This is a genomic window from Arcobacter siniprincipis (SeqCode) (assembly GCF_048571125.1).
Taxonomy (GTDB): domain Bacteria; phylum Campylobacterota; class Campylobacteria; order Campylobacterales; family Arcobacteraceae; genus Arcobacter; species Arcobacter siniprincipis.
The window spans coordinates 879,318-906,228 of record NZ_CP182343.1; the positions used below are offsets into that span (position 1 = coordinate 879,318).

25 protein-coding genes are annotated in these 26,911 nt (G+C 27.1%); 8 read left to right on the forward strand and 17 right to left on the reverse strand.

From position 1 onward, the window contains the following. Nucleotides 1-3 precede the first annotated feature (3 nt). The 3 genes from ACNI3D_RS04450 to ACNI3D_RS04460 are packed head-to-tail and all read right to left on the reverse strand — an operon-like array spanning nucleotide 4 to nucleotide 2,237. On the reverse strand, nucleotides 4-528 hold the full coding sequence (locus ACNI3D_RS04450; RefSeq protein WP_419768392.1) for a copper chaperone PCu(A)C domain-containing protein: 525 nt from the start codon (nucleotides 526-528) through the stop codon (nucleotides 4-6). 42 nt (nucleotides 529-570) lie between these two features. After that, nucleotides 571-1,860 (reverse strand): Na+/H+ antiporter NhaA, encoded by a 1,290-nt coding sequence (nhaA, locus tag ACNI3D_RS04455; protein WP_129100162.1) that lies wholly within the window; start codon nucleotides 1,858-1,860, stop codon nucleotides 571-573. Between the two features lie 11 nt (nucleotides 1,861-1,871). Then, nucleotides 1,872-2,237: a Fur family transcriptional regulator gene (locus ACNI3D_RS04460; RefSeq protein WP_129100163.1), complete on the reverse strand. Its 366-nt coding sequence runs from the start codon at nucleotides 2,235-2,237 to the stop codon at nucleotides 1,872-1,874. A gap of 103 nt (nucleotides 2,238-2,340) precedes the next feature. Here ACNI3D_RS04460 and ACNI3D_RS04465 point away from each other — a divergent pair, with 103 nt between their 5' ends. Next, nucleotides 2,341-3,222 carry a metal ABC transporter solute-binding protein, Zn/Mn family gene (locus ACNI3D_RS04465; protein WP_129100164.1) on the forward strand — a complete coding sequence of 294 codons (882 nt, stop codon included), beginning with the start codon at nucleotides 2,341-2,343 and terminating at the stop codon, nucleotides 3,220-3,222. After that, nucleotides 3,222-4,619: a nickel/cobalt transporter gene (locus ACNI3D_RS04470; protein ID WP_419768393.1), complete on the forward strand. Its 1,398-nt coding sequence runs from the start codon at nucleotides 3,222-3,224 to the stop codon at nucleotides 4,617-4,619. Before ACNI3D_RS04465 ends, ACNI3D_RS04470 begins: the two co-directional genes overlap by 1 nt. A 19-nt stretch (nucleotides 4,620-4,638) precedes the next feature. Here the strand turns inward: ACNI3D_RS04470 and ACNI3D_RS04475 are convergent, their stop codons facing one another. Together ACNI3D_RS04475 and ACNI3D_RS04480 are read right to left on the reverse strand one after the other, a co-directional pair. Continuing rightward, nucleotides 4,639-6,522 carry a methyl-accepting chemotaxis protein gene (locus ACNI3D_RS04475; RefSeq protein ID WP_419768394.1) on the reverse strand — a complete coding sequence of 628 codons (1,884 nt, stop codon included), beginning with the start codon at nucleotides 6,520-6,522 and terminating at the stop codon, nucleotides 4,639-4,641. Between the two features lie 107 nt (nucleotides 6,523-6,629). After that, nucleotides 6,630-8,774, reverse strand: a complete 2,145-nt coding sequence (locus ACNI3D_RS04480; RefSeq protein ID WP_419768395.1) for a HAMP domain-containing methyl-accepting chemotaxis protein — start codon at nucleotides 8,772-8,774, stop codon at nucleotides 6,630-6,632. 158 nt (nucleotides 8,775-8,932) lie between these two features. Here ACNI3D_RS04480 and ACNI3D_RS04485 point away from each other — a divergent pair, with 158 nt between their 5' ends. After that, nucleotides 8,933-10,390, forward strand: a complete 1,458-nt coding sequence (locus ACNI3D_RS04485) for a protein adenylyltransferase SelO (RefSeq protein ID WP_419768396.1) — start codon at nucleotides 8,933-8,935, stop codon at nucleotides 10,388-10,390. A gap of 14 nt (nucleotides 10,391-10,404) precedes the next feature. On the opposite strand, the gene ACNI3D_RS04490 is transcribed toward ACNI3D_RS04485, so the two are convergent. The 4 genes from ACNI3D_RS04490 to ACNI3D_RS04505 form a co-directional block, all read right to left on the reverse strand. After that, entirely contained in the window at nucleotides 10,405-10,953 is a 549-nt protein-coding gene (locus tag ACNI3D_RS04490; protein WP_129100168.1) for a YceI family protein, read from the reverse strand. Between the two features lie 115 nt (nucleotides 10,954-11,068). Then, nucleotides 11,069-11,629, reverse strand: a complete 561-nt coding sequence (locus ACNI3D_RS04495; protein ID WP_419768397.1) for a hypothetical protein — start codon at nucleotides 11,627-11,629, stop codon at nucleotides 11,069-11,071. A 73-nt stretch (nucleotides 11,630-11,702) separates the two neighbouring features. Further along, the gene (locus tag ACNI3D_RS04500) at nucleotides 11,703-13,937 is read right to left on the reverse strand and encodes a sensor domain-containing diguanylate cyclase (RefSeq protein ID WP_419768398.1); all 2,235 of its coding nucleotides are present in this window, start codon (nucleotides 13,935-13,937) and stop codon (nucleotides 11,703-11,705) included. Between the two features lie 66 nt (nucleotides 13,938-14,003). Continuing rightward, nucleotides 14,004-14,399 (reverse strand): DoxX family protein, encoded by a 396-nt coding sequence (locus ACNI3D_RS04505; RefSeq protein WP_129100171.1) that lies wholly within the window; start codon nucleotides 14,397-14,399, stop codon nucleotides 14,004-14,006. Nucleotides 14,400-14,546: 147 nt separating this feature from the next. Between ACNI3D_RS04505 and ACNI3D_RS04510 the strand changes: the two genes are divergently transcribed. The 5 genes from ACNI3D_RS04510 (at nucleotide 14,547) to ACNI3D_RS04530 (ending at nucleotide 20,870) form a co-directional block, all read left to right on the forward strand. Continuing rightward, nucleotides 14,547-15,155, forward strand: coding sequence for a TetR/AcrR family transcriptional regulator (locus ACNI3D_RS04510; RefSeq protein WP_419768399.1), 609 nt, complete (start codon nucleotides 14,547-14,549; stop codon nucleotides 15,153-15,155). Then, nucleotides 15,145-15,375 (forward strand): DUF2798 domain-containing protein, encoded by a 231-nt coding sequence (locus tag ACNI3D_RS04515; protein ID WP_419768400.1) that lies wholly within the window; start codon nucleotides 15,145-15,147, stop codon nucleotides 15,373-15,375. The genes ACNI3D_RS04510 and ACNI3D_RS04515 overlap by 11 nt, the downstream gene beginning before the upstream one ends. Before the next feature lie 3 nt (nucleotides 15,376-15,378). Further along, a complete protein-coding gene (locus ACNI3D_RS04520; protein WP_419768401.1) occupies nucleotides 15,379-16,374 on the forward strand; it encodes an efflux RND transporter periplasmic adaptor subunit in 996 nt (331 codons plus the stop codon). A 114-nt stretch (nucleotides 16,375-16,488) separates the two neighbouring features. Further along, nucleotides 16,489-19,620, forward strand: coding sequence for an efflux RND transporter permease subunit (locus ACNI3D_RS04525; protein WP_419768402.1), 3,132 nt, complete (start codon nucleotides 16,489-16,491; stop codon nucleotides 19,618-19,620). 8 nt (nucleotides 19,621-19,628) lie between these two features. Beyond that, the gene (locus ACNI3D_RS04530) at nucleotides 19,629-20,870 is read left to right on the forward strand and encodes a TolC family protein (RefSeq protein WP_129100176.1); all 1,242 of its coding nucleotides are present in this window, start codon (nucleotides 19,629-19,631) and stop codon (nucleotides 20,868-20,870) included. A 13-nt stretch (nucleotides 20,871-20,883) separates the two neighbouring features. On the opposite strand, the gene ACNI3D_RS04535 is transcribed toward ACNI3D_RS04530, so the two are convergent. From ACNI3D_RS04535 to sufB, 8 genes are read right to left on the reverse strand one after another with little or no spacing between them, the layout of a single operon-like run. After that, entirely contained in the window at nucleotides 20,884-21,156 is a 273-nt protein-coding gene (locus ACNI3D_RS04535; protein WP_419768403.1) for a hypothetical protein, read from the reverse strand. 10 nt (nucleotides 21,157-21,166) lie between these two features. Further along, a complete protein-coding gene (locus tag ACNI3D_RS04540; protein WP_129100178.1) occupies nucleotides 21,167-21,451 on the reverse strand; it encodes a hypothetical protein in 285 nt (94 codons plus the stop codon). A 46-nt stretch (nucleotides 21,452-21,497) separates the two neighbouring features. After that, complete coding sequence (locus tag ACNI3D_RS04545; RefSeq protein ID WP_419768404.1) at nucleotides 21,498-21,839, reverse strand: metal-sulfur cluster assembly factor; 342 nt, start codon at nucleotides 21,837-21,839, stop codon at nucleotides 21,498-21,500. Further along, nucleotides 21,840-22,247, reverse strand: coding sequence for a SufE family protein (locus tag ACNI3D_RS04550; protein ID WP_375723058.1), 408 nt, complete (start codon nucleotides 22,245-22,247; stop codon nucleotides 21,840-21,842). A 1-nt stretch (nucleotide 22,248) separates the two neighbouring features. Beyond that, on the reverse strand, nucleotides 22,249-23,424 hold the full coding sequence (locus tag ACNI3D_RS04555) for an aminotransferase class V-fold PLP-dependent enzyme (protein WP_419768405.1): 1,176 nt from the start codon (nucleotides 23,422-23,424) through the stop codon (nucleotides 22,249-22,251). Continuing rightward, nucleotides 23,424-24,461, reverse strand: coding sequence for a SufB/SufD family protein (locus ACNI3D_RS04560; RefSeq protein WP_419768406.1), 1,038 nt, complete (start codon nucleotides 24,459-24,461; stop codon nucleotides 23,424-23,426). Before ACNI3D_RS04560 ends, ACNI3D_RS04555 begins: the two co-directional genes overlap by 1 nt. Before the next feature lies 1 nt (nucleotide 24,462). Next, nucleotides 24,463-25,242: a Fe-S cluster assembly ATPase SufC gene (gene sufC, locus ACNI3D_RS04565; RefSeq protein WP_419768407.1), complete on the reverse strand. Its 780-nt coding sequence runs from the start codon at nucleotides 25,240-25,242 to the stop codon at nucleotides 24,463-24,465. 3 nt (nucleotides 25,243-25,245) lie between these two features. Then, nucleotides 25,246-26,679: a Fe-S cluster assembly protein SufB gene (gene sufB, locus ACNI3D_RS04570; protein WP_419768408.1), complete on the reverse strand. Its 1,434-nt coding sequence runs from the start codon at nucleotides 26,677-26,679 to the stop codon at nucleotides 25,246-25,248. Nucleotides 26,680-26,911 lie beyond the last annotated feature (232 nt).

Consider the following 26,911-nt stretch of genomic DNA (forward strand, 5'->3'; position numbering starts at 1 on the left):
TAGTTAGTTACTTCCACATTTCCCTGTACCACAACTCATACCTTTTTTCTTGTCAGCACCACATTTGCCACTACCACAACTTCCCTTTTTCATATCTTTTTTCATCATTCCTTTCATTACACTTTTTACAGGAATAGTTATAGTTTTATTTTCTCCATTTGAAAAATTAAGAGTAATAGTTACTTTTTCTTTTTCTTTTAATGGTTTATGAAGTCCTATTAACATAACATGAAATCCACCTGGTTTAAGTGCTGTTTCCCCATTTGCAGGAATATCTATTTTAGGAACTTGATACATCTTCATTACGCCATCTTTCATACTATGTGTATGAAGTTCAACTACTTTTGAAATATCAGATGTAGCCTTTGTAAGAGCTATGTTTTTATCTGTTTTATTCTCAATAGTCATAAATGCAGCCGAATTCGGAAGTCCAGGAGGTGTTGCTCTAACATATGCATCTTTAACTTCAATATCTGAAGCAAATAGTGTTGATGCGCTAAGTAGTGCTAAAAGAAGAAATTTTTTCATTTTATACCTTTTTTTGATTTCCTAAATTTTATAATTTAAGTGTTAATTATGTGTTAAATCTTTTTTTAATAATATTAACAACACTCCAATTATAGCTGCAATAAATGAAGCTACAAATATCCCTAATTTTACAGCAGAAATTATGCTTTCATCAAGAAAAGCAAGGTGTGTTATGAAAATAGACATTGTAAATCCAATTCCCCCTAAAAATCCAACTGCGATAATTTCATACCATGAAATATTATCTGGTTTTTTAACTAGTTTTAGTTTGGTTGCTAGATATGTAAATCCAAATATTCCTATTGGTTTTCCAATAATTAAACCAAAGACAACACCTAATACAATCATTAAGTTTGCGCTTATTCCTGAGAAGTCTATTAGTACTCCAGCATTTGAAAATGCGAATAAAGGCATAATAAAATATGCAGATAATCCATGTAAACTATGTTCTAATCTCATAAGAGGATTTTGTACCTTATCATAGTTATCAGCAATATTTTCCAAAGCATCAATTTGATGATGGTTTAAAATAGATGTAGGTTCGATATTGTTTTCAAAAGTAGCTATGTCTTTTTTTGTATCTTCAACAAATGCATTTTCACCAATTTTTGATCTTATAGGAATAGCCAAAGCTAATAAAACACCTGCAACAGTTGCATGAATCCCAATTGCATGAATATATATCCATAAACCAATACCAAGAATTAAGTAAGGTAATAATTTAGTTACACCTTTTATATTTAATGCCCAAATTAAAGCGTAAATTACGCCTGCATGTAAAAAATACTGAGTATGAATTTCACTTGTGTAAACAGTAGCGACAACTAAAACAGCACCTAAGTCATCTACAACAGCAAGGGCAACTAAAAATAATTTTAAAGCTGGATTTACTTTTTTTCCTAAAAGCATCAAAATACCTAATGCAAATGCAATATCTGTGGCCATTGGAATACCAAATCCTAGTGGATTATCAGTATTTAATGCTACATATATCAATGCTGGAATAATCATCCCCCCAAGAGCTGCAATAATAGGAAATAAAGCCTTGCTTACAGATGAAAGTTCCCCAACACTCATCTCTCTTTTTATCTCTAATCCTACCATTAGAAAAAATAATGCCATAAGTCCATCATCAATCCAATAAGTCAAGGTCATAGAAATACTATGTTCACCAAGATTTATTCCTAATGGCATATGCCATAGATCATAATATGCTTGTCCTAAACTAGAATTTGCAGTTATTACTGCTGCTACAGTTGCTAAAAAAAGAAGTATTCCACTAAGTGCTTCTTTATTTATAAATTTGTCTAAGGTGACAAGTTTTTTTATCATAATATTCCTTTTTACAAACAATTTGGACATATTCCTTTAATAATTATATTCTCGATTTTGTGATTTTTTAAATTAAATCTAAAGTCCTCATGAAGGCATTCGATTTTAGAACAATTAGTACATATAAAGTGTGCATGTTTACTTTTTTTTATTTCAAAATATCTTTTTTTATCATTTGATTCAAAAGAATCAATAATATCTTCTTCTTCAAATCTAGTGATATTTCTGTAAAAAGTAGCCTTATCCATATTGATTGAAAATTTTATTTCTTCATAACATAAAGGTTTAGAAGAGTTTGATAGTACTTCTAGTATCTCTTTTCGTGAGCTTGTTAGTTTAATATTTCTATCTTGAAATAATTTGTTTATATTGTCCATATATAATTATAACACATGAAGCTTGCAACTAAGTTGCGTTAAAGCGAAATATCACTAAAATTCTAAAAATGCAACTTGGTTGCAATAAATAGGAGTTCTCTAAATGAAAAAAATCTTTTATATATTTTTAATAATATGCTCATCACTTTATGCACAAAAAACTGTTACTGTAAGTATTTTACCTCAGAAGTATTTTGTAGAAAAAATAGCAAAAGACAAAGTAAAAGTAAATGTTATGGTTCAACCTGGTTTTTCACCTGCTACATATGAACCTAAAACTTCTCAAATGAAAGAATTAATAAATTCTGATATTTATTTCTCTATTGGTGTTCCTTTTGAAGAATCTTGGTTGAGTAAATTTACAGATATTAATAAAAACATGTTACTTATAGATACCTCAAAAGGTATTAAAAAAAATAAAATGCTTGGACATCACCACCATGATGAAGTTAAACATGAAGAACAAGAACATCATGAAGAACATCATCATGATGAAGAGTCTTTAGATCCACATATTTGGTTAGATCCAATATTAGTGAAAACACAAGCAAAAAATATTTTAGACGCTCTAATAAAAGTAGATACAAAAAATAGAAAATTTTATTATGATAATTATAAAATTTTTTTAACAGAACTTGATAATTTAAATATGAACTTATCTAATATTTTAAAACAGATAAAAGGCAAAAAGTTTATGGTTTTTCATCCTTCTTGGGGATATTTTGCTAAAAGATATGACTTAGAACAAGAAGCAGTTGAAAAAGAAGGAAAAGAACCTAAACCAAAAGAGATGATAGCTCTTATAGAAGAAGCAAAAGATGAAGGTATAAAAGTATTATTTGTAGCTCCTCAGTTCTCAAAAGTAGCAGCAACTACAATTGCTGAAAATATTGGTGGAAGTGTTATTGAAATAGATCCTTTATCTTACAAATGGGAAAAAAGTTTACTTGACATCTCAAATAAATTGGTGAATACATATAAATAATGAAATTAATATTTATTCTTCTTCTAATAGCTCAAACAGTTTTTGGTTGTGCTTTATGTGCAGTATATTCTCCAAAAACTAGAGTTGTGCTTGATGTAAAGACAAATGATAGTTTAATAAAAGAAATTGATGTAAAATGGATAGTTACAAAAGCTTTTACAAAGACTTTAAATAATGTATACGATACGAATTTAAATGATAAATTAGATAAAGATGAGTTAGAAAATGTAAAGATAGCTTTTCGTAATTATGTTGAACCAAGAGATTTTTTAGTAAATATATCTTATGGAAAAAAAATAAATAAACTAAGATCAAATAGAATAAGAGTAAATGATTTAAAAGTTGATATTGAAAATGGTCTTTTGCATATTCAGTATAAAATATTATTAGATTACAAATTAGTAAAAGATGATATTTTATATTTTAATACAGATGATAAAGAAGGTTATTTTATTGTTACTATTGCAGAAAATGCTGTTAAGTATGATCCTACTGTATTTAAAAAAGAGACAATCGATGCAAATAGTGTAAGTTTTCATATTATTAAAGATATAGAAGAGCAAAAAAAAGAAGAAATTACTCCTGTTAAAAAAGTTGAAGTAAAAGAAGAGTTAAAAAAAACGCCTAAAGTTCAAGATGAGAACTACTTAACAAAGTTTTCAAAGCAAATAAAACAAAATCTTTTAAAAATAGAAAAAGGTGATAATTTTGCTTTATTTACACTTTTATTTATATCATTTATTTATGGAATTATTCATGCTATGGGACCAGGTCATGGTAAATCATTGGCATTTTCATATTTTATGAGTAACAAAAGTTCTTATACAAGAGCTTTAATTATCTCTCAATTAACTGCATTTATTCATATACTTGGAGCTTTGATTCTTGTTTTGATATCAGTATTTTTAATAACTACTTTTTTAAATAGTTTTGTAGATGATTCTATTAAAATTATTACAAAATTATCTGCTATATTTATTATGCTATTGGCAGTATTTATTTTGTATAAAAAAGTAAGAAAGAAAGAATCTTATTGTAATGTTTGTTGTTCTTCACACGCACATGATCACAATCACGAACATAATCATAATGAACATAAAAAAATAAAAAAACAAGATTTATTTTTTGTTTTAACAGCAGGAATTATTCCTTGTCCTGGTACTGTTATATTATTTTTATATGCTTTTGTATTGAAAACTTACTTTGCAGTTATTTTAGCATCTATTGCTATTAGTTTTGGGATGGGATTAGTTATTTTTGCTTCTTCATTTTTGAGCTTAAATTTAAACAAAGTGTCAAGTAAAGTAGAAAAATTTAGAAATTTTGTGGAAATAATCTCACCAATATTTATTTTCTTATTAGGGTTGTTATTATTTTTCAATGTAAATGTAATATAAATTATTAAATAAGGAGAGGTTAAATACTCTCCTCTTTTTCATTGTCTTTTTTTAGTTCTACTTTTTTAGCTTTTATATCATCTTTGCCTAAAAACTCTTTTTCATTTGCATTTTTAACTATTAGTTTTGATATATTGTCTGTAATTGCTGCTACCTCATGTGTATTTGCTGCAACCATCGCATTTTGCTGTGTTTGTCTATCTAGGATAGTAACAGTGTTATTAATTTGTTCAATTCCTTGATATTGCTCTTTACTTGCTGTTTCAATGTCTGTTATTAATTCTATTGTTTGAGAAATATTTGTATTTAATTCTCCATACCCATTAATCATATCAGAAGCAATAGTTTTACCTTCATTAGCTTTTTCCAATGCATTTTCAACTAAAGCCTTTATTTCACGAGCTGCTTCTGCACTTCTTGTTGCTAGGTTTCGTACTTCTTGTGCAACAACTGCAAAACCTTTTCCAGCTTCTCCTGCTGTTGCTGCTTCAACTGCTGCATTGAGTGATAAAATATTTGTTTGAAAAGATATTTGATCTATAACATTAATTGCCTCATTTATAGCAGTTACTTGTTTATTAATATCTTCCATTGCAATAGATGTGTTTGAAGCTAATTCTTGACCTTTTTCAACTGATACTGTAACGCTACTAGAAAGTTTAGACATTTTTTCTATATTTTCTGTATTATTTTTAATATTGCTTGTTATTTGTTCTAGTGCTGCTGAGGTTTCTTCTAAACTTGCAGCGGTTTGATTTGAACTTTGATTTAATTTATCAACATTTACTAATAATATATCAGAACTTTCATCTAGGGTTAAGCCATTTGATTTATTTTCACATAACATTTGTGTAGTTACATTTCCTAAATGATTAATTCCTGATGCAAGTTTTAAAAGATGCTCTTCTAGTCCCTCTTCATTTATTCTACCAAGATAGTTATATTTTGAATATTCTTCTACTATAAATAATACATTATTTATATTTGTTTCTATAGTTTGGGCCATATCATTAAGTACATCTTTTAATTTATTTAATGAAGGATTTGAAACATTCATTTGTATTCTTTGATATAAATCTCCTTGTTCAAATTTAGCTAAAACGCTTATTGCTTCATCAATTAATGCATTATCTTCTTCAAGACCTTTTTTTGTATTTATAATACTTACATTTACAACTTTTGCCATCTCTCCAAATTCGTCTTTCTTTTTATCATCAAGAAGTTCTATTTCATCTGTTTCTTTATTTAAATATGCAAAAAATGAAATTAAACCATTTTTAAAATTTTTTAAAGATTTAACAATTGTTTTTGAGATTAGAAAAGATATTAAACTAAATACAAGTATAGAAACACTAGCTAATATAATTAGTACAATATCTTGAAGGTATAAAGACTTTTCTTTAAATAACATAGCTTGGTCATGAATTTCACTTAATCCTCCTTCTATTGATTGAACTTTACTAATCATCACTCCTAACATTGATTGAAGTTCATTTGAATCATTAGTTACACCATTATCAAGATTATCAATTTTTGCCATTGAATACTTCTCAAATATATTTTGATATTTTTTAATATCAATAAGTAATTCATTAATTTGTTCAGAATCTTTTTGTAAAAAGTCTATTTTGATATTTTTTAATTCACTTACATCTTTATATAGATTTTTAAAAGAATCTATTACCATATCAGCTGTATCTTCATCCAAATCACTTGAAAATTGTTTTGAAGTGATTCTTGCGTGTAAAACTCTTATTATAATTTTGTCGATTTCCATTGCAGTATTTATACTTAATTTGGCTTTAGCAGAAAAATATCTATTAGTAAGACCAGATATTATAATAATGATTAAAAATAATAAAGGGAAAAAAAGAAGCTTTCTATTTGTAGAAATTGTTGGCATTATATGTATCCTCAGTTATAAAATAATTTATAAGGTAACATATAATATTTACAGAATGGTTACACTCCATAAAGTATAAAGAAAAATAATATTGATGAAAGGAGAGTTTAAAAACTCTCCCATTCATCATCATTTTTACTATTTGAAGTTATTACTTGTGGTTTATTATTAGATTGAACTTTTGGAGTTGTTGTTTCTTTCTTTTCAGTTTTTTCTTTAGGCGTTGGAACTTCTACTGTTTTATTTACTTTTTTAGGAGTAGGCGTAGGAGTTTGAACAGTTGATTTTGAACTAATGTTTACTTCTTTACTTTTTACACTCTCTTTACCCTCAAAATCTTTTTCATCAGCATCTCTTACAATCGCATTTGCAATATATTGTGTTTCATCAGCTATATCTTTTGTTTGATTTGCAATTGATGCATTTTGTTGAGTTTGTCTATCTAATAGACCAACTGCGCTATTAATTTGCTCAATACCCATTTGTTGTTCTTTACTGGCAGATTCAACTCCACCAATTAACTCTAATGTTTTAGAAATATTTTCATTTAATCCAAGATAACCTTTTATCATCTTATCAGAGATAGCTTTTCCATCATTTGCTTTTGTTGTAGCATTTTCAACTAACGATTTTATCTCTTTTGCTGCTTCTGCACTTCTTGATGCTAGATTTCTAACTTCTTGAGCAACAACTGCAAATCCTTTTCCTGCTTCTCCTGCCGTTGCTGCTTCAACAGCTGCATTAAGAGATAGAATATTTGTTTGAAATGCTATCTGGTCGATGACTGAAATAGCTTCATTTATTGCTGTAACTTGTTCATTAATACTATCCATTGCAACTGTAGTTTGAGATGCAAGATTTTCTCCTTCATTTGCTGACTTTTTAAGTTCATTTGCATTGGTTGACATTGCAATTACATTTTGAGTATTTGATGCAATATTTGAAGTAATTTCTTCTAATGCTGCAGCAGTTTCTTCTATACTTGCAGCAGCTTCATTTGATGAACGACTTATTAAATCAACACTTGATAATAATTTACTTGAACTTTTTTGAAGTGTTAAACCATTTGATTTATTCTCAACTAACATTTCATTAATTATTTTTGCTAAAGTATTCAATCCATCAACTGTTTTACCAGTTGCTGCTGTAATTCTATGTCTAAAGTTTAGTTTTTGATACTCTTGTAGTGCTTTCTCAATTGCATTTGTGTCATTAGAAATATTTTCAGAAATAATTTGTATCATTTCATTGAAGATTGTTTTTAACTCTTCTAAACCTTGATTATGGGTACTTTTTTCTATTTTTTTACTAATATCCCCTGTTTTTATAAGTTCAACTACTCTTTTAACATCATTGATTAATATCTCATCTTTTTCCAAAAGAGATTTAGTATTTGTAATATTCTCATTTACAATCTGAGCAATTACTGCTATTTCGTCATTGGCACTTGTGTCTAGTAGGTCTGCATTTGAAGACTCTTTATTCAAGTATTTGAAAAAATTTAAAAGACCATCTTTAAAGTTATTAATTGAATTATTGATATTTCTACTAAGTAAAAATGTAAATAATATCGCAAGAGCTATACTAATAATTGTTATGATAACAAAAGAAGCTAATGAGTTATCAATTAATTCAGTTGTTTCTTTTTCTTCATTTGCAATTACTTTATATGATTCTCCTGTAAAGAAATCAATTATATCTCTCATTTTTTCATAATCAACAAGATATGTATTAAAATAAAAAGTTTGAGCATTAGCATAGTCATTTGCTTTTACTAATTGAACAAGTTTTTGAGTATTTTTATTAGTTAAATCATATAATTTTTCAAACTCTTCAAATTTTGCACTATTTTCAGGCATTAACTTCTCTAGTAAATTTCTAAACTTTTCAAATCTTTGTTTAACTTGTTGGATATTATCATTTACACCTTTGTCAAGTAATTTTTGAGTTGCTGAATGATCAGGTGAACCAACTATTTGGGCTAAAGCAGCATTAGACTGATAAGAATCTCTATCAGCTTCTAATAAATAAGTTATCCCCGCTAAATTTATTGTTTGTGAAAGTGCTACATTTGATTGATAAGAATCTCTATCAGCTTCCAAAAGTACTGCAACCCCTGCAAAATCTCTTTCACTTAAGTCTTTTACATTTTTTTGCATGTGATTAATATTGTATGCTACATATGTACTTGAAACTAAGGTAACTATTATTAATACGAGAAAAGCCCCAATTATCTTGTGTTTAATTTTCATTTCTTTGATCTCCTTATTAGAATAAGTTAATATTCCGTTAATTAATTCTATTCTTTTTAGAATAAATTGAATCTTAATTTATTTATTAATAAATAATTGTTACAACTATTTAACTCAAAGGGAATACAATTTGCAAAAATCATTATAAAGATTTATAGATGAAATTAAATGAAATAAAATTAGAAAATGATTACTTTGAATTTGATGAAAAATTTTATCAAAGAATTAATCCAACTCCACTAAATAATCCTTTTTTAATCTCTTATAATAAACTTATGTTTGATGAAATATCTTTAGATTATGATGAAGCTAATAGTAAAGACTTTGTAAAGTTTGTAAATGGTGAAAAATTACTTGAAGGTTCAGAACCATATGCAAGTGCATATGCTGGTCATCAATTTGGATATTTTGTTCCCCAATTAGGTGATGGTAGAGCAATAAATCTAGGAAAGATTAATTCTTGGCATCTCCAAACTAAAGGTTCTGGCTTAACACGTTATTCAAGACAAGGTGATGGTAGAGCAGTTTTAAAATCTTCAATTCGTGAATATATTATCTCAGAAGCAATGCATGCTTTAAATATTCCTACAACTAGAGTACTTGCTCTTATTGGTTCTACTCATCCGGTTCATCGATACTATGGAGTAGTTGAAACAGGAGCAATTGTATTAAGAATGTCACCATCTTGGATTAGAATAGGTACATTTGAATATTTTACTAGAAGTAAAAATGCAAAAGAAAATGTTAAACAACTTGCAGATTATGTTATTAGAAACTCTTATGCCCACTTAATTAATGATGAAAATAAATATGAAAAGATGTATTATGAAATGGTTGATAAAACTGCTATTTTAATGGCTAAATGGCAAACTTATGGTTTCATGCATGGAGTGATGAATACTGACAATTTTTCAATGGCAGGACTAAGTATAGATTATGGACCTTTTGCTTTTATGGATTATTTTAATATTAACCAAATTTGTAATCATACCGATAGTGAAGGAAGATACTCTTATCTCAATCAACCATATGTTGGAAAATGGAATTTAGAAGTTTTAGCTAATAGTTTAAAAACAATTTGTGAAGTGGATAAATTAAATGAGTATTTAAAAACGTATTTTCATATTCAAGAAAAAGAGTATTTAACTCTTATGACACAACGACTTGGACTAAATATAGATAAAAGTAGTGATTCTTATGCTACTTTGATTATATCACTTTTGAAAGCTTTACAAACATCTAAAACAGATTATAATCAGTTTTTTTATGAATTAACAAAGTGTAAAAACTATGATGAAATTACAAAAGTAATTGATATCTCAATTTATAGACAAACTTTAGATAAATGGCTTGAAAAGTATATAAAGTTAAGAGAATTAGAGAATCAAGATTTTGAAAAAGTTCAGGAGAGAATCAAAAAAGTAAATCCAAAATATGTGATTAAAAACTATATGCTTCAAGAAGCAATTGACAAGGCAGAAGAGGGTGATTTTACTTTAGTAAATGATTTGCTAAATATTGCACAAAATCCATATGATGAGCATAATGAGTATGAAAGATACTCAAAAGCTACACCACTAGAATTTTCAAATATAAAACTTAGTTGTTCCTCATAAGATAAGTGCTTATCTTATTTAAATGGGATAATAAATTCAATATCCACATCAGAAAATGATTTGTTTTGGTGTAAAGCAGCACATTTTTTACTAAAAGCTATAAATGAATTTTTCATTCCAAAATCTAAAATATCAATACTCCCTTTTGCAACAATATTTCCATTTGTCATTTCATATTTCATAGGAATAGATTTAGATACTTCATTCATTGTAACATTTAATGTCAATTCTTTTGTAGATTCATTAACCTTTGTGATTGTTCCTTTTATCTGTTCTGCACTTACAAGTGAAAACAATGTAGAGGTTATATTTTTATTTCTAACTGGATTTTTAGACTCTAAAGAACTAGTTTGAATTGTAACCATAGCACTTTTTAGAAAAGTAGATAAATTATCAGATGATTTTATATCTGTTTTTATATCATTAAAGGTACCAGATACAGGAACTTTCTTTTCTGTTTTAAAGCCTGTCCATTTCACAGTTAAATTTCCGTTTAATTCATAGGCATTTAAGGAACATAATAATCCAACTGATAACAGTAAAGTTAAAAAAATCTTTTTCATAGGTAATCCTTTATTAATATTTAGCATAAAAGTACATCAATAAAAGTGAAACCTAAATTACAAGCTAAAATTAATATAATTTATTAAAAAAGAATCAAGTTTTCAATGGGTTATATTATACCGCTCCCATTAGAGCTTTTTTAGTATTTCCCATAAGAGCAATCATTTCATCATAACTTTTATCAATAGTATCTAGTGGAGTTGAAAGAATTTCCTCATAAACTTTTTCTATTTTCTCTTCGCTAGACAATTTTTTTAAATCGCTTTTCTCTAAAGAAGCAAAATCTAAAACTTCATTCCAGACAGAACTTTCATCTAACATAAAAGCTGAAAATTTAATACCTTCATATTCAAAAGTGCCATTTGCATCTAAATCAATTACATAAAGTAAGTTGATAGAATCTTTATCAAAGAACTCTCCATATTTTGAAAAAAAATCTTTAAAATATCCAAATGTTTCAAGTTCACATGCAAAGAATTTAATCTTTTCATTTTCACTTACCATAATAACTTGTCTTGCTTGAGATTTTGGGGGCATAACTCTTGTTTCAGATAATCGTTTACCCTCTTCAATAATTAAAGCACCTCTATATCCATGTAATGAAGAAGTAATATTTCCACTAAATGATGGTTGCCATTCTAGATTATTTTCTTTGATGTATTCAATTGGTGTCATTGAGTTTCCTTTTTTAAATATGGAACTTTATATACATTTATCGTTCCTTTAGATAAAAAGAGTTTAGACTTTTTTAAGCTTCTTCAACAAGAACTTTATTTCTTCCTTCATTTTTTACTTTGTAAAGTAATTTATCAGCAAGTTTATATATTTTTACACTAGTTGCATTTTTTGTACTAATTACGATACCTCCAATTGATACAGTGATATTTTTTGATGCTTCACTTTTAGAATGTTCTATATTCAAATCTTCAATATTTGTTCTTATTCTTTCTAATATTTTCCTAAAATTAGTAGTTGTAATATCCGTTGTCAATATTCCAAACTCTTCTCCTCCCAATCTAAAAGCAAAGTCATTAGCTCTAAAAATAGTCTCCCTTAAACATAAAGCAACACTTTGCAAAGCATAGTCACCTTTATCATGTCCGTAAGTATCATTGTATTGTTTAAAAAAGTCAACATCTAAAATAGCAAAAGCAATTGTTTTGTTATCCCTTTTTGCTCTTAGGATTTCTTTTTCTATTGTCAAATTAAAATATCTTCTATTGTACGTTTGAGTTAGTTCATCTGTAACTGACATTTTTTCGATTCTTTTTTTATCTGTTATATCTATAGCTACTAATGCATATCCCGTAATTGTATTGAGATTATTATACATGGGCGAAATTTTAGTATGGACATAATAAGTCTCACCATTTTTTTTAATATTTTTAATCTCACCTTCCCATTTTTTCCCTGAATAAATAGTATCCCACATTGAAAAATAGAATTCATTTGGTGTTTCTGGATGTCTTAAAATATCATGATTATGTCCAATTAGTTCTTCCTTTGAATAACCACATATCAAACAAAAAGCATCAGAAACATCTAAAATTTTGCCATTTATATCAACTTTTAAAGTAATCAAATAATCATTTATGATTTCAAGATATGTTTTGTTTTCTTCAAGTTTATCTTCAATCATTTTTTTGTTTTTTTTACTTTCTGTAAAATCAACAAATGATGCAATATAGAAAAAATCGTTAGCTTCTGTATATATTTTTGAAATACTAAGTTCCTCAGTATAAGGCATACCATTTTTTCTAATATTTGTTATTTCACCTTCCCAATGGAGATGTTCATTTAGATTATCCCAAATATTTTTATAAAATAACCTAGTATGGTATCCAGTTGATTTTAGTATCTTAGGAGTTTTATTTAAAATTTCTTTTTCTTCATATCCTGTGATTTTTGTAAAAGATTTATTAACTCTTTGAATTTTATTATCTTTATCTGTAACTAGAATTCCATCATGAGAGTTTTCAAACATCTTATCTGAAATTTTAAGTCTGAGTCTTGTCTCTTTTTCTCTAGTATTATAATTTGCAAAGATTATTGAAATAATCATTGCAATAAAAAAGTATAAAAATGCTAACCACATGATTGTTTTTAGATAAGTATTTACTCTATTTTCAATTAGATTATTATCAATTATTGTAATTAACTTTAGTGTTAGTGGTTGTATTTTAGGGTTTTTATTAATCCACGAAGTAAGATTAATCTCATTTACATTGACATGAAAATTATCAGTTTTAAATGTTCCTTTTAAATTGTCATTCAAATTATTAGATATTTCAATTGATAAGTTTTTGTAAATATTATCAAATGCAGAGTTTTTATCAAATATAAATTTAGAACTTAATTTTTGATTTAGTATATAATTATCTTTGTTTATAATTAGAGTTTCTAAATCAAAATTTGAATTTGAGAAGATACTAAATAATTCAGTTAAAGGATAATTAATTACCAAAAATCCATCAGGTTTATTTTTATCAAAAAGTGGTGTTATGACATTTAGAAATGGTATTTTAAAAGTAGTACGATTATTGCTTTCTTTTTCTATTTTTATTGGTGAGAGGTAAATATCACCTTTTTTTAGTTGTTTTATAATAGATGGATACTTATTATTTATAAGTTTACTCGTCGTCTTATTTCTTATTTCTAATAGTTTTGTTCCATCATTTTTTAAAAAACAAATTTCCAAATAAGAATTTTTTAATGCAAGTAAAGTTGATAACTCTTTTTTTATAGTTGAATAATCTTTGTTAAGTTCATACACTTCTGAAATATATAGTAAGTCTTTTTTTAAAGTCACAAAATTATTTTTTGCAGTTGTTATTTTCAAGTTTAATTCTGATTCTATGGAATTATTTATCTCTTTTTTATAAATATTTTCTAAGTTTTTTATATAAGTGATTGAAACTAATAAAAAAATAAAACTAAAAAATATTAAACTTTTTAAAAAAACATAACTTACATTTTTATTCAAATTGCCAATTCCTAATCAAAAGTTATTTATTATATCACTAAATTAATAATTTTTGATTAAGCCAATTTATTTTGTATCTATAGAATATCTCCCTGGTCCCATTATCATCAAAATAAAAGCATTGAACATATAGAAAAATTGTAATTCTAATGCTAATCCACCACTTTTGCTTAATGAAAATAAATCTGCACTATGAACTAGATATATTGCGAATACTATATTAATTATAATTACAAATGAAAAAAACCTAGTGTAATATCCAATTATAATAAAGATAGGAGCAACGATTTCTCCTATATAGACTCCATAAACAAGAAACTGTGGAAGGTTATTTCCTAATAAAGTAGATTCAATAAAAGATGTTCCATGAATAAGTTTTGCATATCCATGAAATATAAATAAAAAACCTAAAAATAGTCGTAAAAATAATTTTGCTAAATTTTCATTCAAAGAATTATCCATTGTTTGTCCCTTTTTAGTATAATATTTAAAATTAGTTAATGAATGGTTAATTAACTTGACCTTTGGTCAACCTTAAGACTAAATAAAGATTTTAAAGATATACTTTCAAACTTGACCGACGGTCAGTCAAATTATTTAAGGAAGTTTATGAGTCCTAAAAAAATCAATAAAGAAATTAAAAGAAGAGAAATTGCACTTGCGTGTTTTGATTTAGTTCATGATGCGAGAATGAGAAACTTAACAGTTGCAGATGTCGCAAAAAAAGCAGAGATAGGGAAAGGAACTATATATGAATATTTTGAAAATAAAGATGACATAATTTTTGAAATAATAAATATGCATATTGAGTTTCAACATAATGAGATAATAAATAATATTAAAAAAGAAAAAATTATAAAAAATAAGGTACTTCAACTTTTTAAGTTTGTAACAAATAGTTCAGAAGAAAATTTAAAGCATTTCAATGGATATAGAGAATACTTATCAATTGTATTAGCTGAAGAAAATATCAAAAGATGTAAGTTTAATAACTCATGTACAAATTTTTTTAGAAATCAATTAAGTTTGATAATTGAAGAAGGGATAAAAAATGATGAACTATTACCTATTGCTAGAAATTTTATAGATGGAATTATGATTTTTGAAAAAGGTCTTACTTTGATGAAAATGACACAGTTGGAATTTAATGCAGTAGATGCTTGTGAAAAGTTTTTAGATAATATTTTTGAAGTTATGGAGAAAAAAGATGATAAATAAAAAATATGCAAGAATAGTTTTTGCATTTTTTATGGCGCTAATAATGAGTTTTATAATGAGTTTTGTAATTACATTTATAAACTTAGATTTTGTAGAAGGATTTGTGTCCAAATGGATGGAAGCATTTGTTAAAGCATTTATCTGTGCTTTTCCTATTGTCTTTGTTGTAGCACCTCTTGTGCATAAAATCACTAATAAATTAATAAAAATAGAAGGATAGTAAATGTTTAAAAAATTAGTAATTGTAGTTCTTTCATCAATAACATTATATGCAGCTGGTGGACCCTCATTAGTTGAAACTACAAAGATAATAAAAGGGGAAGTAAATCCTTTGCAAGAGTTTGTAGGAACATTAAAATTTGATAGAAATTCTGTTTTAGCAGCACAAAACTCTGGGGTTGTTCAAAAAATAAATTTTGAAGTAGGGGATATAGTTAAAGAAGGTAAGACATTAGTTCAAATTGATGCTGATATCTTAAATGCGCAAGTTGAATCAGCAAGAGCAAATGCATTAAATGCACAAAGAGATTATCAAAGATATACAAAATTATTAGAGACAAAATCTATTTCGCAAAAACAATATGATGATATTAAATTAAACGCAATTACTACAAAAAGTACTTTGAATGAACTAGAAATAGAAAAAAAGAAAAAAAGTATTAATGCACCATATAGTGGTATAGTAGTTGAAAAATCAATAAACTTAGGAGAGTGGGTAAATGCTGGAACGGCATTACTTTCAATAGTAGACACATCAAAAGCTGAGATAACTTTTAATGTTCCTTTAAATATTTTTAATGGCTTAAAAAAAGGTGCTATTTATGATATTAATGTGGGTGAAAATATTTTAAAAGGAAAAATGAGTGGAGCAATTCCAAGTGGTGATAAATTAACTAGAACTTTCCCCGTTAAATTTAAAGCTAATACTAAAAATGTGTTTGTATTTGATGGGCAAGAAGCAAGTGTGAGTTTATCAAAGAATGCTAAACAAGAATCTCTTATAGTTCCAAGAGATGCCGTAATAAAAAGATTTGGAAAAAATATTGTCTTTATTATAGATGATAAAATGATTGCTCAAATGATTCCTGTACAAGTTATTGCATACTTAGAAAGTAAAGTTGCTATTAAAGCTGAAGGATTAACTGTTGGTCAAGATGTTGTTACTAAAGGAAATGAAAGAGTTTTCCCTAATTCACCTGTAAAAATAATAAACAACTAGAGATACTTGTTGTCTCTTTTAGGACTTGTTTCTTAAATGGAATTTTTCCATTGCTAAAAGAAATTAGAAATGAAAATGTTCCCTTAATCATGGGAACAATTAAAGGAATAAAAAATGGATTTAATTAAGTTTTCGATTAAAAATCCTGTAACAATTATTGTTTCAGTTTTAATCGTAGTATTGTTTGGTTTTTTATCACTTTCTAAATTACCATATCAATTAACACCTTCAGTTACAAAACCTGAAATTAAGATTACAACAACTTGGGCAGGTGCAACTCCTCACGAAGTTGAAAGAGAAATAATTGAAGAGCAAGAAGATGCTCTTAAAAGTTTGAATAATTTGGAAAAATATGAATCGTCAGCTAGTGATAATCAAGGTGAAATTACTTTAACTTTTAAATTATCTACTGATATTAGAGTTGCTTTGCAAGATGTTTCAAATAAATTAAATGAAGTAAGTTCATATCCTGATAATGTTGATGAACCAATAATTGAAACAGCAACAGCAAGTCCTGTTATTTGGATGATGTTGCAAACTATTGATAATAACCCAAGACATATAGATGAGTATAGAACTTTTTTTAATGATGAAATAAAGCCAGTTATAAAAAGAGTAAATGGTGTTTCAGGAACTATGGATATTGGTGGTAGAGAAAAACAAATGCAGATTGTATTTGATACCAATAAACTTGCTTCTTATAGTTTGACTATTTCACAAGTAATTTCAATTATTCAAAATGAAAATATTGATGTTTCTGCTGGTATTCAAAATATAAATAGAAGAGCCTACCGAATTAGAACTGTGAATAAATTTACATCACCTACAGATATTGAGAAAGTAGTTTTAATCTCAACAAGAGATAAAAAAGTCACTATTAAAGATATAGCAAAAGTTGATTTTGGTTATGAAACTGCAAATGGTGTTGCAATGTATTTAGGTGAAGATGGAATATTTTTAGGAGTTCAACCAAGTGCAGATTCAAATGTTGTTGAGCTTACAAATGAAGTTGAAGAAGTTGTAAATAGACTTAATGCTGGAATTTTAAAAGATAAAAAACTAAAAATACAATGGATATATGATCAAAGACCATATATAGTTGGTTCTGTTGACTTAGTACAGAAAAATATTATTATAGGTGGAGTTCTTGCAATATTTATTTTAATTTTATTTTTAAGAAGCATTTCTCCTACTGCTGTTATTTCTGTGGCTATTCCAATATCTATTATTGGTACATTTATTATATTAGATGCTATGGGGAGAAGTTTAAATACTATTTCTTTAGCTGGTATCTCCTTTGCTGTTGGTATGTTAGTAGATAGTGCTATTGTTGTTTTGGAAAATATTGACAGGCATAGAAAAGAGGGAATGAGTGTGGCAGATGCTGCATATAAAGGTGCAAGTGAAGTTTGGGGTGCGTTGATTGCTTCTGCACTTACAACTATTGCAGTATTTTTGCCAATTGTATTTTTGCAAGATGAAGCTGGACAATTATTTAAGGATATTGCTATTGCAGTAACAGCATCTGTTACATTCTCATTATTTGTCTCTATTTCAGTTATTCCAATGCTTTGGAAAAAATTTGCAGGAATGTCAAAAAGAGAGCCAAAAGATGCTGGTGCAATAGCAAATTTTGGTCATAAAATGGTTGATTTAATTATGTCTATTGTTACATTGTCATTAAGAAGTACATTTACAAAAGTAGTGACTATTTTATCATTAACAATATTTTCTATTGGTGCTATATATGTTCTTTTCCCAAAACTTGATTATTTGCCAAAAGGGAATAAAAATTTGATTTTTAATATTTTAATTACTCCTCCTGGTCTTTCATACGATGAAAGATATGGAATGGGAACTTATTTAATGAAACAAGTTGAACCTTATATAAATAAAGATGTGGGGAATACTCCAGGGCTTAATAGAGCTTTTTATGTCTCTTTTGGAGACTTTACTCTTTTTGGTGGAACTTCAATGCATGAAGATAGAGCGGCTGAACTAATACCAATGTTTATTCCAATAGTCAATTCAATGCCATCTGTTTTTGGAGTTTCTCTTCAATCAGGTGTATTCGAATCAGATATAGGTGAGGGGAATAGTGTTGATATTGATATAAGTGGTGAAAAGATTGAAGATATTGCAAATATTGGGGCACAACTTTTTGGAGCTACTATGGGAGCAATTCCAGGTAGTCAAGTTCGACCTGTGCCATCTATAGAATTACTTTATCCAGAAGCTAGAATCAAACCAGATAGAGATGCTTTAAAAGCATTAGATCTTAGCTCTCGAGAATTGGGTATTGCAGTTGATGTTCTTATGAGTGGAAGAAAAGTGGGTGATTTTGAACAAGATGGTAAAAAGAAAATTGACTTAATATTAAAAGCAGATGAAAATATCATCAAAACACCTGAAGATATTATGGTAACACAGCTTGCTTTACCTAATGGAATGGTTCTACCAGTCTCTTCTTTAGCTGAATATATTTCAACAACTGGAATTTCAGAAATTAGACATTTAAATGGGAAAAGAACAATTACTTTACAAGTTACACCACCAGAAGGTATGACAATAGACGAAGCTATGAAAATAATTGGTGGAATGTTAAAAGGAATGAAAGAAAAGGGAATTGTTAAAGATAGTGTTAAAATTGGTATTTCTGGAACAGCTGACAAGTTAACTGAGACCATAAAACTTTTAATGGATAATTTTATTTTAGCTTTAGTAATTGTGTATTTACTTATGGCTTCATTATTTGGTAATTTTTTATATCCTATAGTTATTATGTTCACTGTTCCTTTGGCAACAGCAGGTGGATTTATTGGATTAAAACTTACAAATACATTTATTGCTCCCCAACCCTTGGATATATTAACAATGTTAGGGTTTATTATTTTAGTTGGAATTGTTGTAAACAATGCAATTTTAATAGTTCACCAAAGTTTAAATTACATAAGAGATGAAGGAATGGAACATAAAAAAGCAGTAATAGAAGCTACAAGAACAAGAATTAGACCTATTTATATGAGTTCCTTAACTTCTGTATTTGGTATGTTACCTTTAGTCTTAATACCAGGGCCAGGAAGTGAATTTTATAGAGGTTTAGGTTCTGTTATAACAGGTGGGTTAGCATTTTCAACAATATTTACAATATTTGTTACTCCTGCGCTTTTAATGTTTTTTATAAAATTAGAACAAAGAGTAAAAAGAGGTAATAATAAGGGACCTGTTGATGTTAGTAAATCTTAAGGATAAAAATGAAAAGAATTAAATATTTAGTATTGTCATCTTTAGTTGCAACAAATTTATTTGCAATATCACTCGATGAGGTTTTAAATATCTCATTGGAAAAAAACTTAGATATTGCAATAAGTAATTATGAATATAAAGAGACAAAAGAAGATTATAATAAATCAAAATCGGCTTTTTTGCCAAAAGTTGATTTGTCATATTCTTATAATAATAGTAATAACCAAATACCTGGACAAATAAAAGAAGATTCAACTGCAAGTGCAATAGTTTCTTATAATCTTTTTAATGGTTTTAAAGATTTTAGTGAACTTTATAGTACTAAATATTTAAGAAATGCTTCGAAATTTTCTTATAATGCACAAAAGCAAGATATTTTATTAAGTACAAAAGAAGCATATATTGATTATTTAAATAAAAGAAAAAACCTTCTAACTCAAGAGGATTCATATAAACTATTTGAAAATCAATACATAGATGCAAAAAATCAGTTTATACAGGGATTAGTTTCGAAAAATGACTTATTAAAAGTTGAAGTTAATATGTTAAATGCTAAACAAAGTGTAATTCAAGCAAAAGGAGATTTAAATATCTCTTTATATACCTTGAGTAATATTTTAGGTGGTTATGATTTAACAAATGAAAAAATAGAAGAATTAAATATAAATCAAAATAAAATTTTTACTTATGATGTAGCACTTTTAGAAAATAGAAGTGAAATAAAAGCATATGAATTAAATTTAAAAAGTATAAAAGAACAATATTTTGGCTCAAGAAGTACTTTTATGCCAAAAGTTGATGCTTCTATCTCATATAATAAATATGGAGATGATAAAAATATTGGTGGAAGAGATTCCTATCCTGATTCACAAGAAGTGGTGAATGTAACTGCTTCATGGAATTTGTATAATGGGAATAGTAATTACAGTGATATTATTAAAAAAAATATTCAAGTAAAAAAAGCAGTGGCAAATTTAGAAAAAATTAGATTAAGTATAAAACTTCAATATCAAAATGCACTCTCTTCTCTTGCTGTATCAAAAGCTAATTTTGAGACCTCAGAATTAGCACTTAAACAAGCAAAAGAAAATTATACAATAGTTAAAAACAGGTTTCAAGAAGGATTATCCGATAATACAGATTTAATTGATGCAAACTACTTACTTAGTGCAGCAAAACAGAGTTATTATAAAGCTTATTATGATAAATATATTTCTATAGAAACTTTAAATAGAATTTTAGAGAAGTAGTTAAAATATATTATTATTTCCAAAACAAGGGCTTGTCTTTTTGCCCTTGTTCTCTTTGTTTTGGTTCAATTCTTTTTTCAGGTTTATAGTTATCATATTTAAAAGGGTTTCTAAATTGTAAAGAAGTAGGAGTTGGTCCTCCATCTTTTTCTACAGTTCTTGGTTTATATGTATCTCCTAAACTTGACCAACTTTTAGGTAAAAGAATATAAGCAACTACTAATATAATTATCACTAATGATATTATTATATATAGCCATTTATTACTTGATTCTTTTTCTTCCATTTAGTTCCTTTTATTTATTCTTATTATCCCAAAAAATTGGTTTTTTACCTTCTTCATTATCTTCCATTTGTTTTTGCATAAAAGTACTTTTTTTAGGGGGTTTATATTTGTCATATTGAAATCCACTTCTAAATTGTAATTTAATTGGGTCAGAACTTTTACTTGAACTTCTTAAACTATATGTATTACTAAAGTTATTTTGATTTAAAGGAATAAATAAATAACATAAAATTAGTATTAATAAAACAACAGCTATTTTTATATACTTAGACCACTTATTAGATGTTTTTTCCATATGAAATCTTCCTTATATACTCATTATATTGGAAAAATAATAAAATCTATATAAGGAAACCATTTGCTAACATTATATCTTTCCCATCATCTGTAACTTTACTTTTGTCCCATGGTGGATCAAAGGTAAGATTTACATGTACTTCTTCTATTTCTTCTATTACTTTTACTGCATATGATACATCATTGACTAAACTATCAGCAACAGGACAACCTGGACTTGTAAGAGTCATATCAACATTACATATAAGTATTTTTTCTTTTTCTTCTAAATCTATTTTATAAATTAATCCCAAATCATAAATATTAACTGGAATCTCTGGGTCAAATATATGTTTTAATTGTCCAATTACTCTTTCAGTTATTTCTTCTTTATTATAATTTCCCATTTATTTTTCCTTCGCATACTCTTTTATTTTTTTTATCATACCTTGGACACCACTTTGTCTATTTGGTGTTATTATTTCTGTTAAGTTTAATTTATCCAAAATATTTATATCTAGATTATTTATATCATCTTTTTTTTCATTTGAAAATATTGTTGTGATAATATAAACCAAACCTTTAACAATAGCTGCATTTGAATCTGCTCTAAAAACCAATTCATTATTTTTAACATCTTTTATAAGCCATACTTTAGAAGTACAACCTTGCACTAAATTTTCTTCAACCATCTCTTTTTCATCTAAAGGGTTTAGTTTTTTACCCAAATCTATGATAAATTGATATTTTTCAAGTTCATCATCAAAAAGTTCCAAATCATCTTTAAACTCTTCAATTTTTTTTTCAATACTCATCTTAATCCTTTAACATAGTTATGGCTTTTTTTAAAGCAATAATTAGTTTATCAATATCCTCTTTTTCATTATAAAAAGCAATACTAACCCGAATAGTTCCTTCTATGCCTAAACTTTTCATAATAGGTTGAGCACAATGATGTCCACATCTTAAAGCTATGCCCATTTTATCAACTAAAATACCCACATCTTCTGCCATAATATTTTTGATATTAAAACTAAGTGAACCAATAGAATTTTTTATGTCACTATAAAAAATAATATCATCTATTTTTGATAACTCTTCGTAAAGATATATGTAAAGCTCTATTTCTTTTTTTTCAATATTTTCATATCCAAGCTCTTTTATAAACTCAATTGCTTTTCCAAATCCAATGACACCTGCTATATTTTGAGTACCTGCTTCAAATTTAAAAGGAGAGTCAAGTAATATACTTCGCTCATAAGTAACATCATTGATTGTGGCTCCTCCTGTTTGGTAAGGCAAAATATCATTTAGTAAATTCTCTTTTATATAAATAGCTCCAACACCTGTTGGTCCAAAGGTTTTATGTGAAGAGATTGCAAAAAAGTCTATATCTAAATCTTGCACATCAGTTTTTTTGTGAGTTAAAGATTGCGCTCCATCAACTAAAACTTTTGCACCATATTTATGGGCTAAGCTAGTGATTCTTTTTATGTCGTGAATCTTTCCAAAGGCATTTGATATATGTGTAATAGATACAAGTGCCTTAGGATTTTCTTTTAATATATTTTCAAAATCTTCATAATCAAAATCAAGATTCTCATTGCATTTTACTACTTCAAAATCTATATTAGCTATTTGCCAAGGCACGATATTGGAGTGGTGCTCTAAAGAAGAGATTATCACTTTTTTAAATCTATTTTTTGCATATGAATTTACTATAAAATTAATACTTTCAGTCACACCTTTTGTAAAGATTATTTCATGTTTTTCTTTTGCATTTATAAAGGTTTTTAAAACTTCTCTTGTGTGTTCATAATTTTGTGTTGCTTTATTTGCATTTCCATGATTACTTCTATGTGTATTTGAACAATAATATGAATAATAATTTATAATTTCATCAATAACCACTTGTGGTTTTTGAGTCGTAGCAGCATTGTCAAGATAGACAATATTGCTATTTTTAAAATAAGGAAAATAATCTTTGAACATCATATCTCCTTTATTATATTTCTAATTTTCTCATTTGTTATTTTATCTAAAATTCTATACTCAATGGCTTCAAGCATCATTTTTGAAGCTTGTTTTTTAGATAATCCTCTTGATTGTAAATAATATAAAATATCTTCATCCAAACTTCCAGTTGTCGCCCCATGACTTGCTGTTAATTCATCAATAAATATCTCAAGTCTTGGATTTGCATTTATTATGGCATCATCACCTAGAAGTGTTGTTTCAGAGTTTTGTATTACTGCTGAATTATTTGCTTCATTATTTACTCTAGCTTTTACTTCAAATATTCCATGTGAATTTTCATCTAAAATATGGTTTGCTTTTACACTACTTGAGGTATTTTTACCATTGTGAATTGTACTTACTATATTTGCTATTTCTTGTTTTTTGGAAATATTTGTTAACGCTTCCATGTCAAAACTTGAGTTCAAAAAGTCTAAATTGATATCAAACTGATTGTAAGCATTTGATGAGCCAAAATTAAAATTAAAGAATTTTAACTTCGAATCTTCATGAATGACAGGTGTAAACTTAATATTTAAAAAATCTTCGAAAGAGAGTTTCTGTAAATATACATACTCCACATTTGATGAGTCATTTATGTCAAAATCTCTTTTTTGATTTATAAAGTTCTTTTTATTATTTGATATAAATATCTCAAATATTGTAATATCACTATCTTTATCAACTATATATTTTAAATCTTTTTCAAAAATTGCATTTTCATCATCATAATAGTTTAATACTACTATTGGGTTTTTACACTCTTTATTTATAATTATTGTGTTCTCTTCAAGAGTTATATTATCAACTAAATTTTGCTCTTTTATCTTCTCATTTGCAAAAAATATTGTATTAAAGTCTTCAATTTTTAAATAATCAAAATCAAAATTTGTCACATCTTTAAAACTATTTTCTTTAAACTCTAGTTCTGTGATATTTTTAACATTACATTTTCTAAACTCTTCAATTTTTTTATTTGCAATTGGGAAGTTTTTGATATCTAAATTTCTCATATTACACTCCTATTGCTTCGTAACCTTTTTCTTGAATAGTCTCTGCCAATGAATAATCACCACTTTGAATGATTTTCCCATCTTTTAAAACATGTACAAAATCAGGTTTAATTGCTTCTAATAATTTATCATAATGGGTTATCATCAATACTGATCTATTACCATCAAGAAGTGAGTTTATACCATTTGCCACAAGTTTTATTGCATCTACATCAAGTCCTGAGTCAATCTCATCTAGTAAAATTAAATCAGGTTTTAAAACCAATAGTTGCAATAATTCATTTCTTTTTTTCTCACCACCACTAAAACCAGCATTTAAATCTCTTTTTAAAATCTTATTATCAATTCCAAACTCGGCTGTTATAGCTTTTATCTCTTTTAAAAAACTAGCAGCATCAAGTTCTTCTAAACCTTGATACTCTCTTTTTGCATTAAGGGCTGATTTTAAAAAGTACATATTATTTACACCAGCTACTTCAATTGGATTTTGAAATGATAAAAATAGACCTTCATTTGCTCTTTGGCTGGCATCAAGTTCTAACAAATCTTTTCCATTGAATTCTACACTTCCCGATGTAACTTCACACTCATAATGGTCACATAAAGCTTTTACAAGAGTAGATTTTCCAGCTCCATTTATTCCCATTAGGGCATGTACTTCACCTTTTTTTATATCTAAACTAAAATCTTTTATTATTTCTGTATTTTCTATTTTTACATTTAAATTTTTAATATTTAGCATTCTAAATCCTTTTTCAAAATCTTTTATATTTTTATTCATTTTTTAACCAACACTACCTTCTAGTGAGATATTTAATAACTCTCTAGCTTCAACTGCAAACTCCATTGGAAGTTCATCTAGTACTTCTTTACAAAAACCATTTACTATTAATGATACTGCATTTTCTTCACTTAACCCTCTTTGTCTTATATAAAAGAGTTGTTCATCTGATATTTTTGAAGTTGTAGCTTCATGTTCTATTTTCGAACTGGCATTTCTTACTTCTTGATATGGGTAAGTATGCGCTGAACAGGTATTTCCTATAAGTAAAGAGTCACATTGTGAAAAGTTTCTAGAATTTTTAGCATCCTTTGCAACTCTTACTAATCCTCTATAGGCATTTGAACCATGCATTGCTGAAATACCTTTTGAGATAATAGTTGATTTTGTATTTTTACCTATATGCATCATTTTGGTACCAGTATCTGCTTGTTGAGCTAGGGAAGTAAGTGCTACTGAATAAAATTCTCCTACACTATTATCACCTTTTAAAACACATGAAGGGTATTTCCAAGTAATAGCAGACCCCGTTTCAACTTGTGTCCATGATATTTTTGAATTATCACCTTTACAAATACCTCTTTTAGTTACAAAGTTTAAAATACCACCCTTACCATCTTTATCCCCTGGATACCAGTTTTGGATTGTTGAATATTTTATTTGTGAATTTTTAAGAGCTACTAGTTCTACAACTGCTGCGTGAAGTTGTCTATTATCTCTCATTGGAGCAGAACAGCCCTCATTATATGATACATAAGAGTCATCATCACAAATTATTAGTGTTCGCTCAAACTGCCCAGTATTTAAGGCATTTATTCTAAAATAAGTTGATAATTCCATTGGACATCTAGTTTTCGGTGGAATATACACAAAACTTCCATCTGTAAATACTGCACTGTTTAAACAGGCAAAATAGTTATCTCCTATTGGTACAACAGAAGCTAAATATTTTTTTAATAGTTCAGGATGTTTATTTGCAGCATCACTAATTGAACAAAATATTATTCCAAGTTCTTCTAACTCTTTGTGAAAAGTAGTTTTTACTGAAACAGAATCAAATACAGCATCAACTGCAACTCCTGCTAACATTTTTTGCTCTTCAAGTGGAATTCCAAGTTTTTCATAGGTTTTTAAAATACTAGGATCTACTTCATCTAAAGAATTTAACTCTTTTTTTGGAGCAGAATAGTATGAAATATTTTGATAATCTATTTTATCTATTTGTAAACTTGACCATTTTGGCTCTTCCATTGTAAGCCATTTTTTATAAGCTTTTAAACGAAAATCACAAAGCCATTGGGGTTCATTTTTCTTTTTTGATATAGCTTTTATAACATTTTCATTCAAACCATTTGGAAATGTATCTGAATTTATGATTGTCTCAAAGCCCAATTTATAGTCATTTTTTATAACATTTTTAATTTTATTATTACTCATAAACTTCTCCAATTTTAAATAGGACTAATTTTGTCCTATTTGTAAATTTAACATATATATATTAATTAGCTGTTTAGTAATTTATATAACTTTATCTTTTAATCTTAGATTAATCTAATAGCAAATTTATAAATAAATTTAGCTATTTAATTTAATTAAGACAATTTTTATCCTATTTCTTTTATAATTCCAAAAAAAGTATAAAAAAGCTATAATTTCACGGAATAGCATT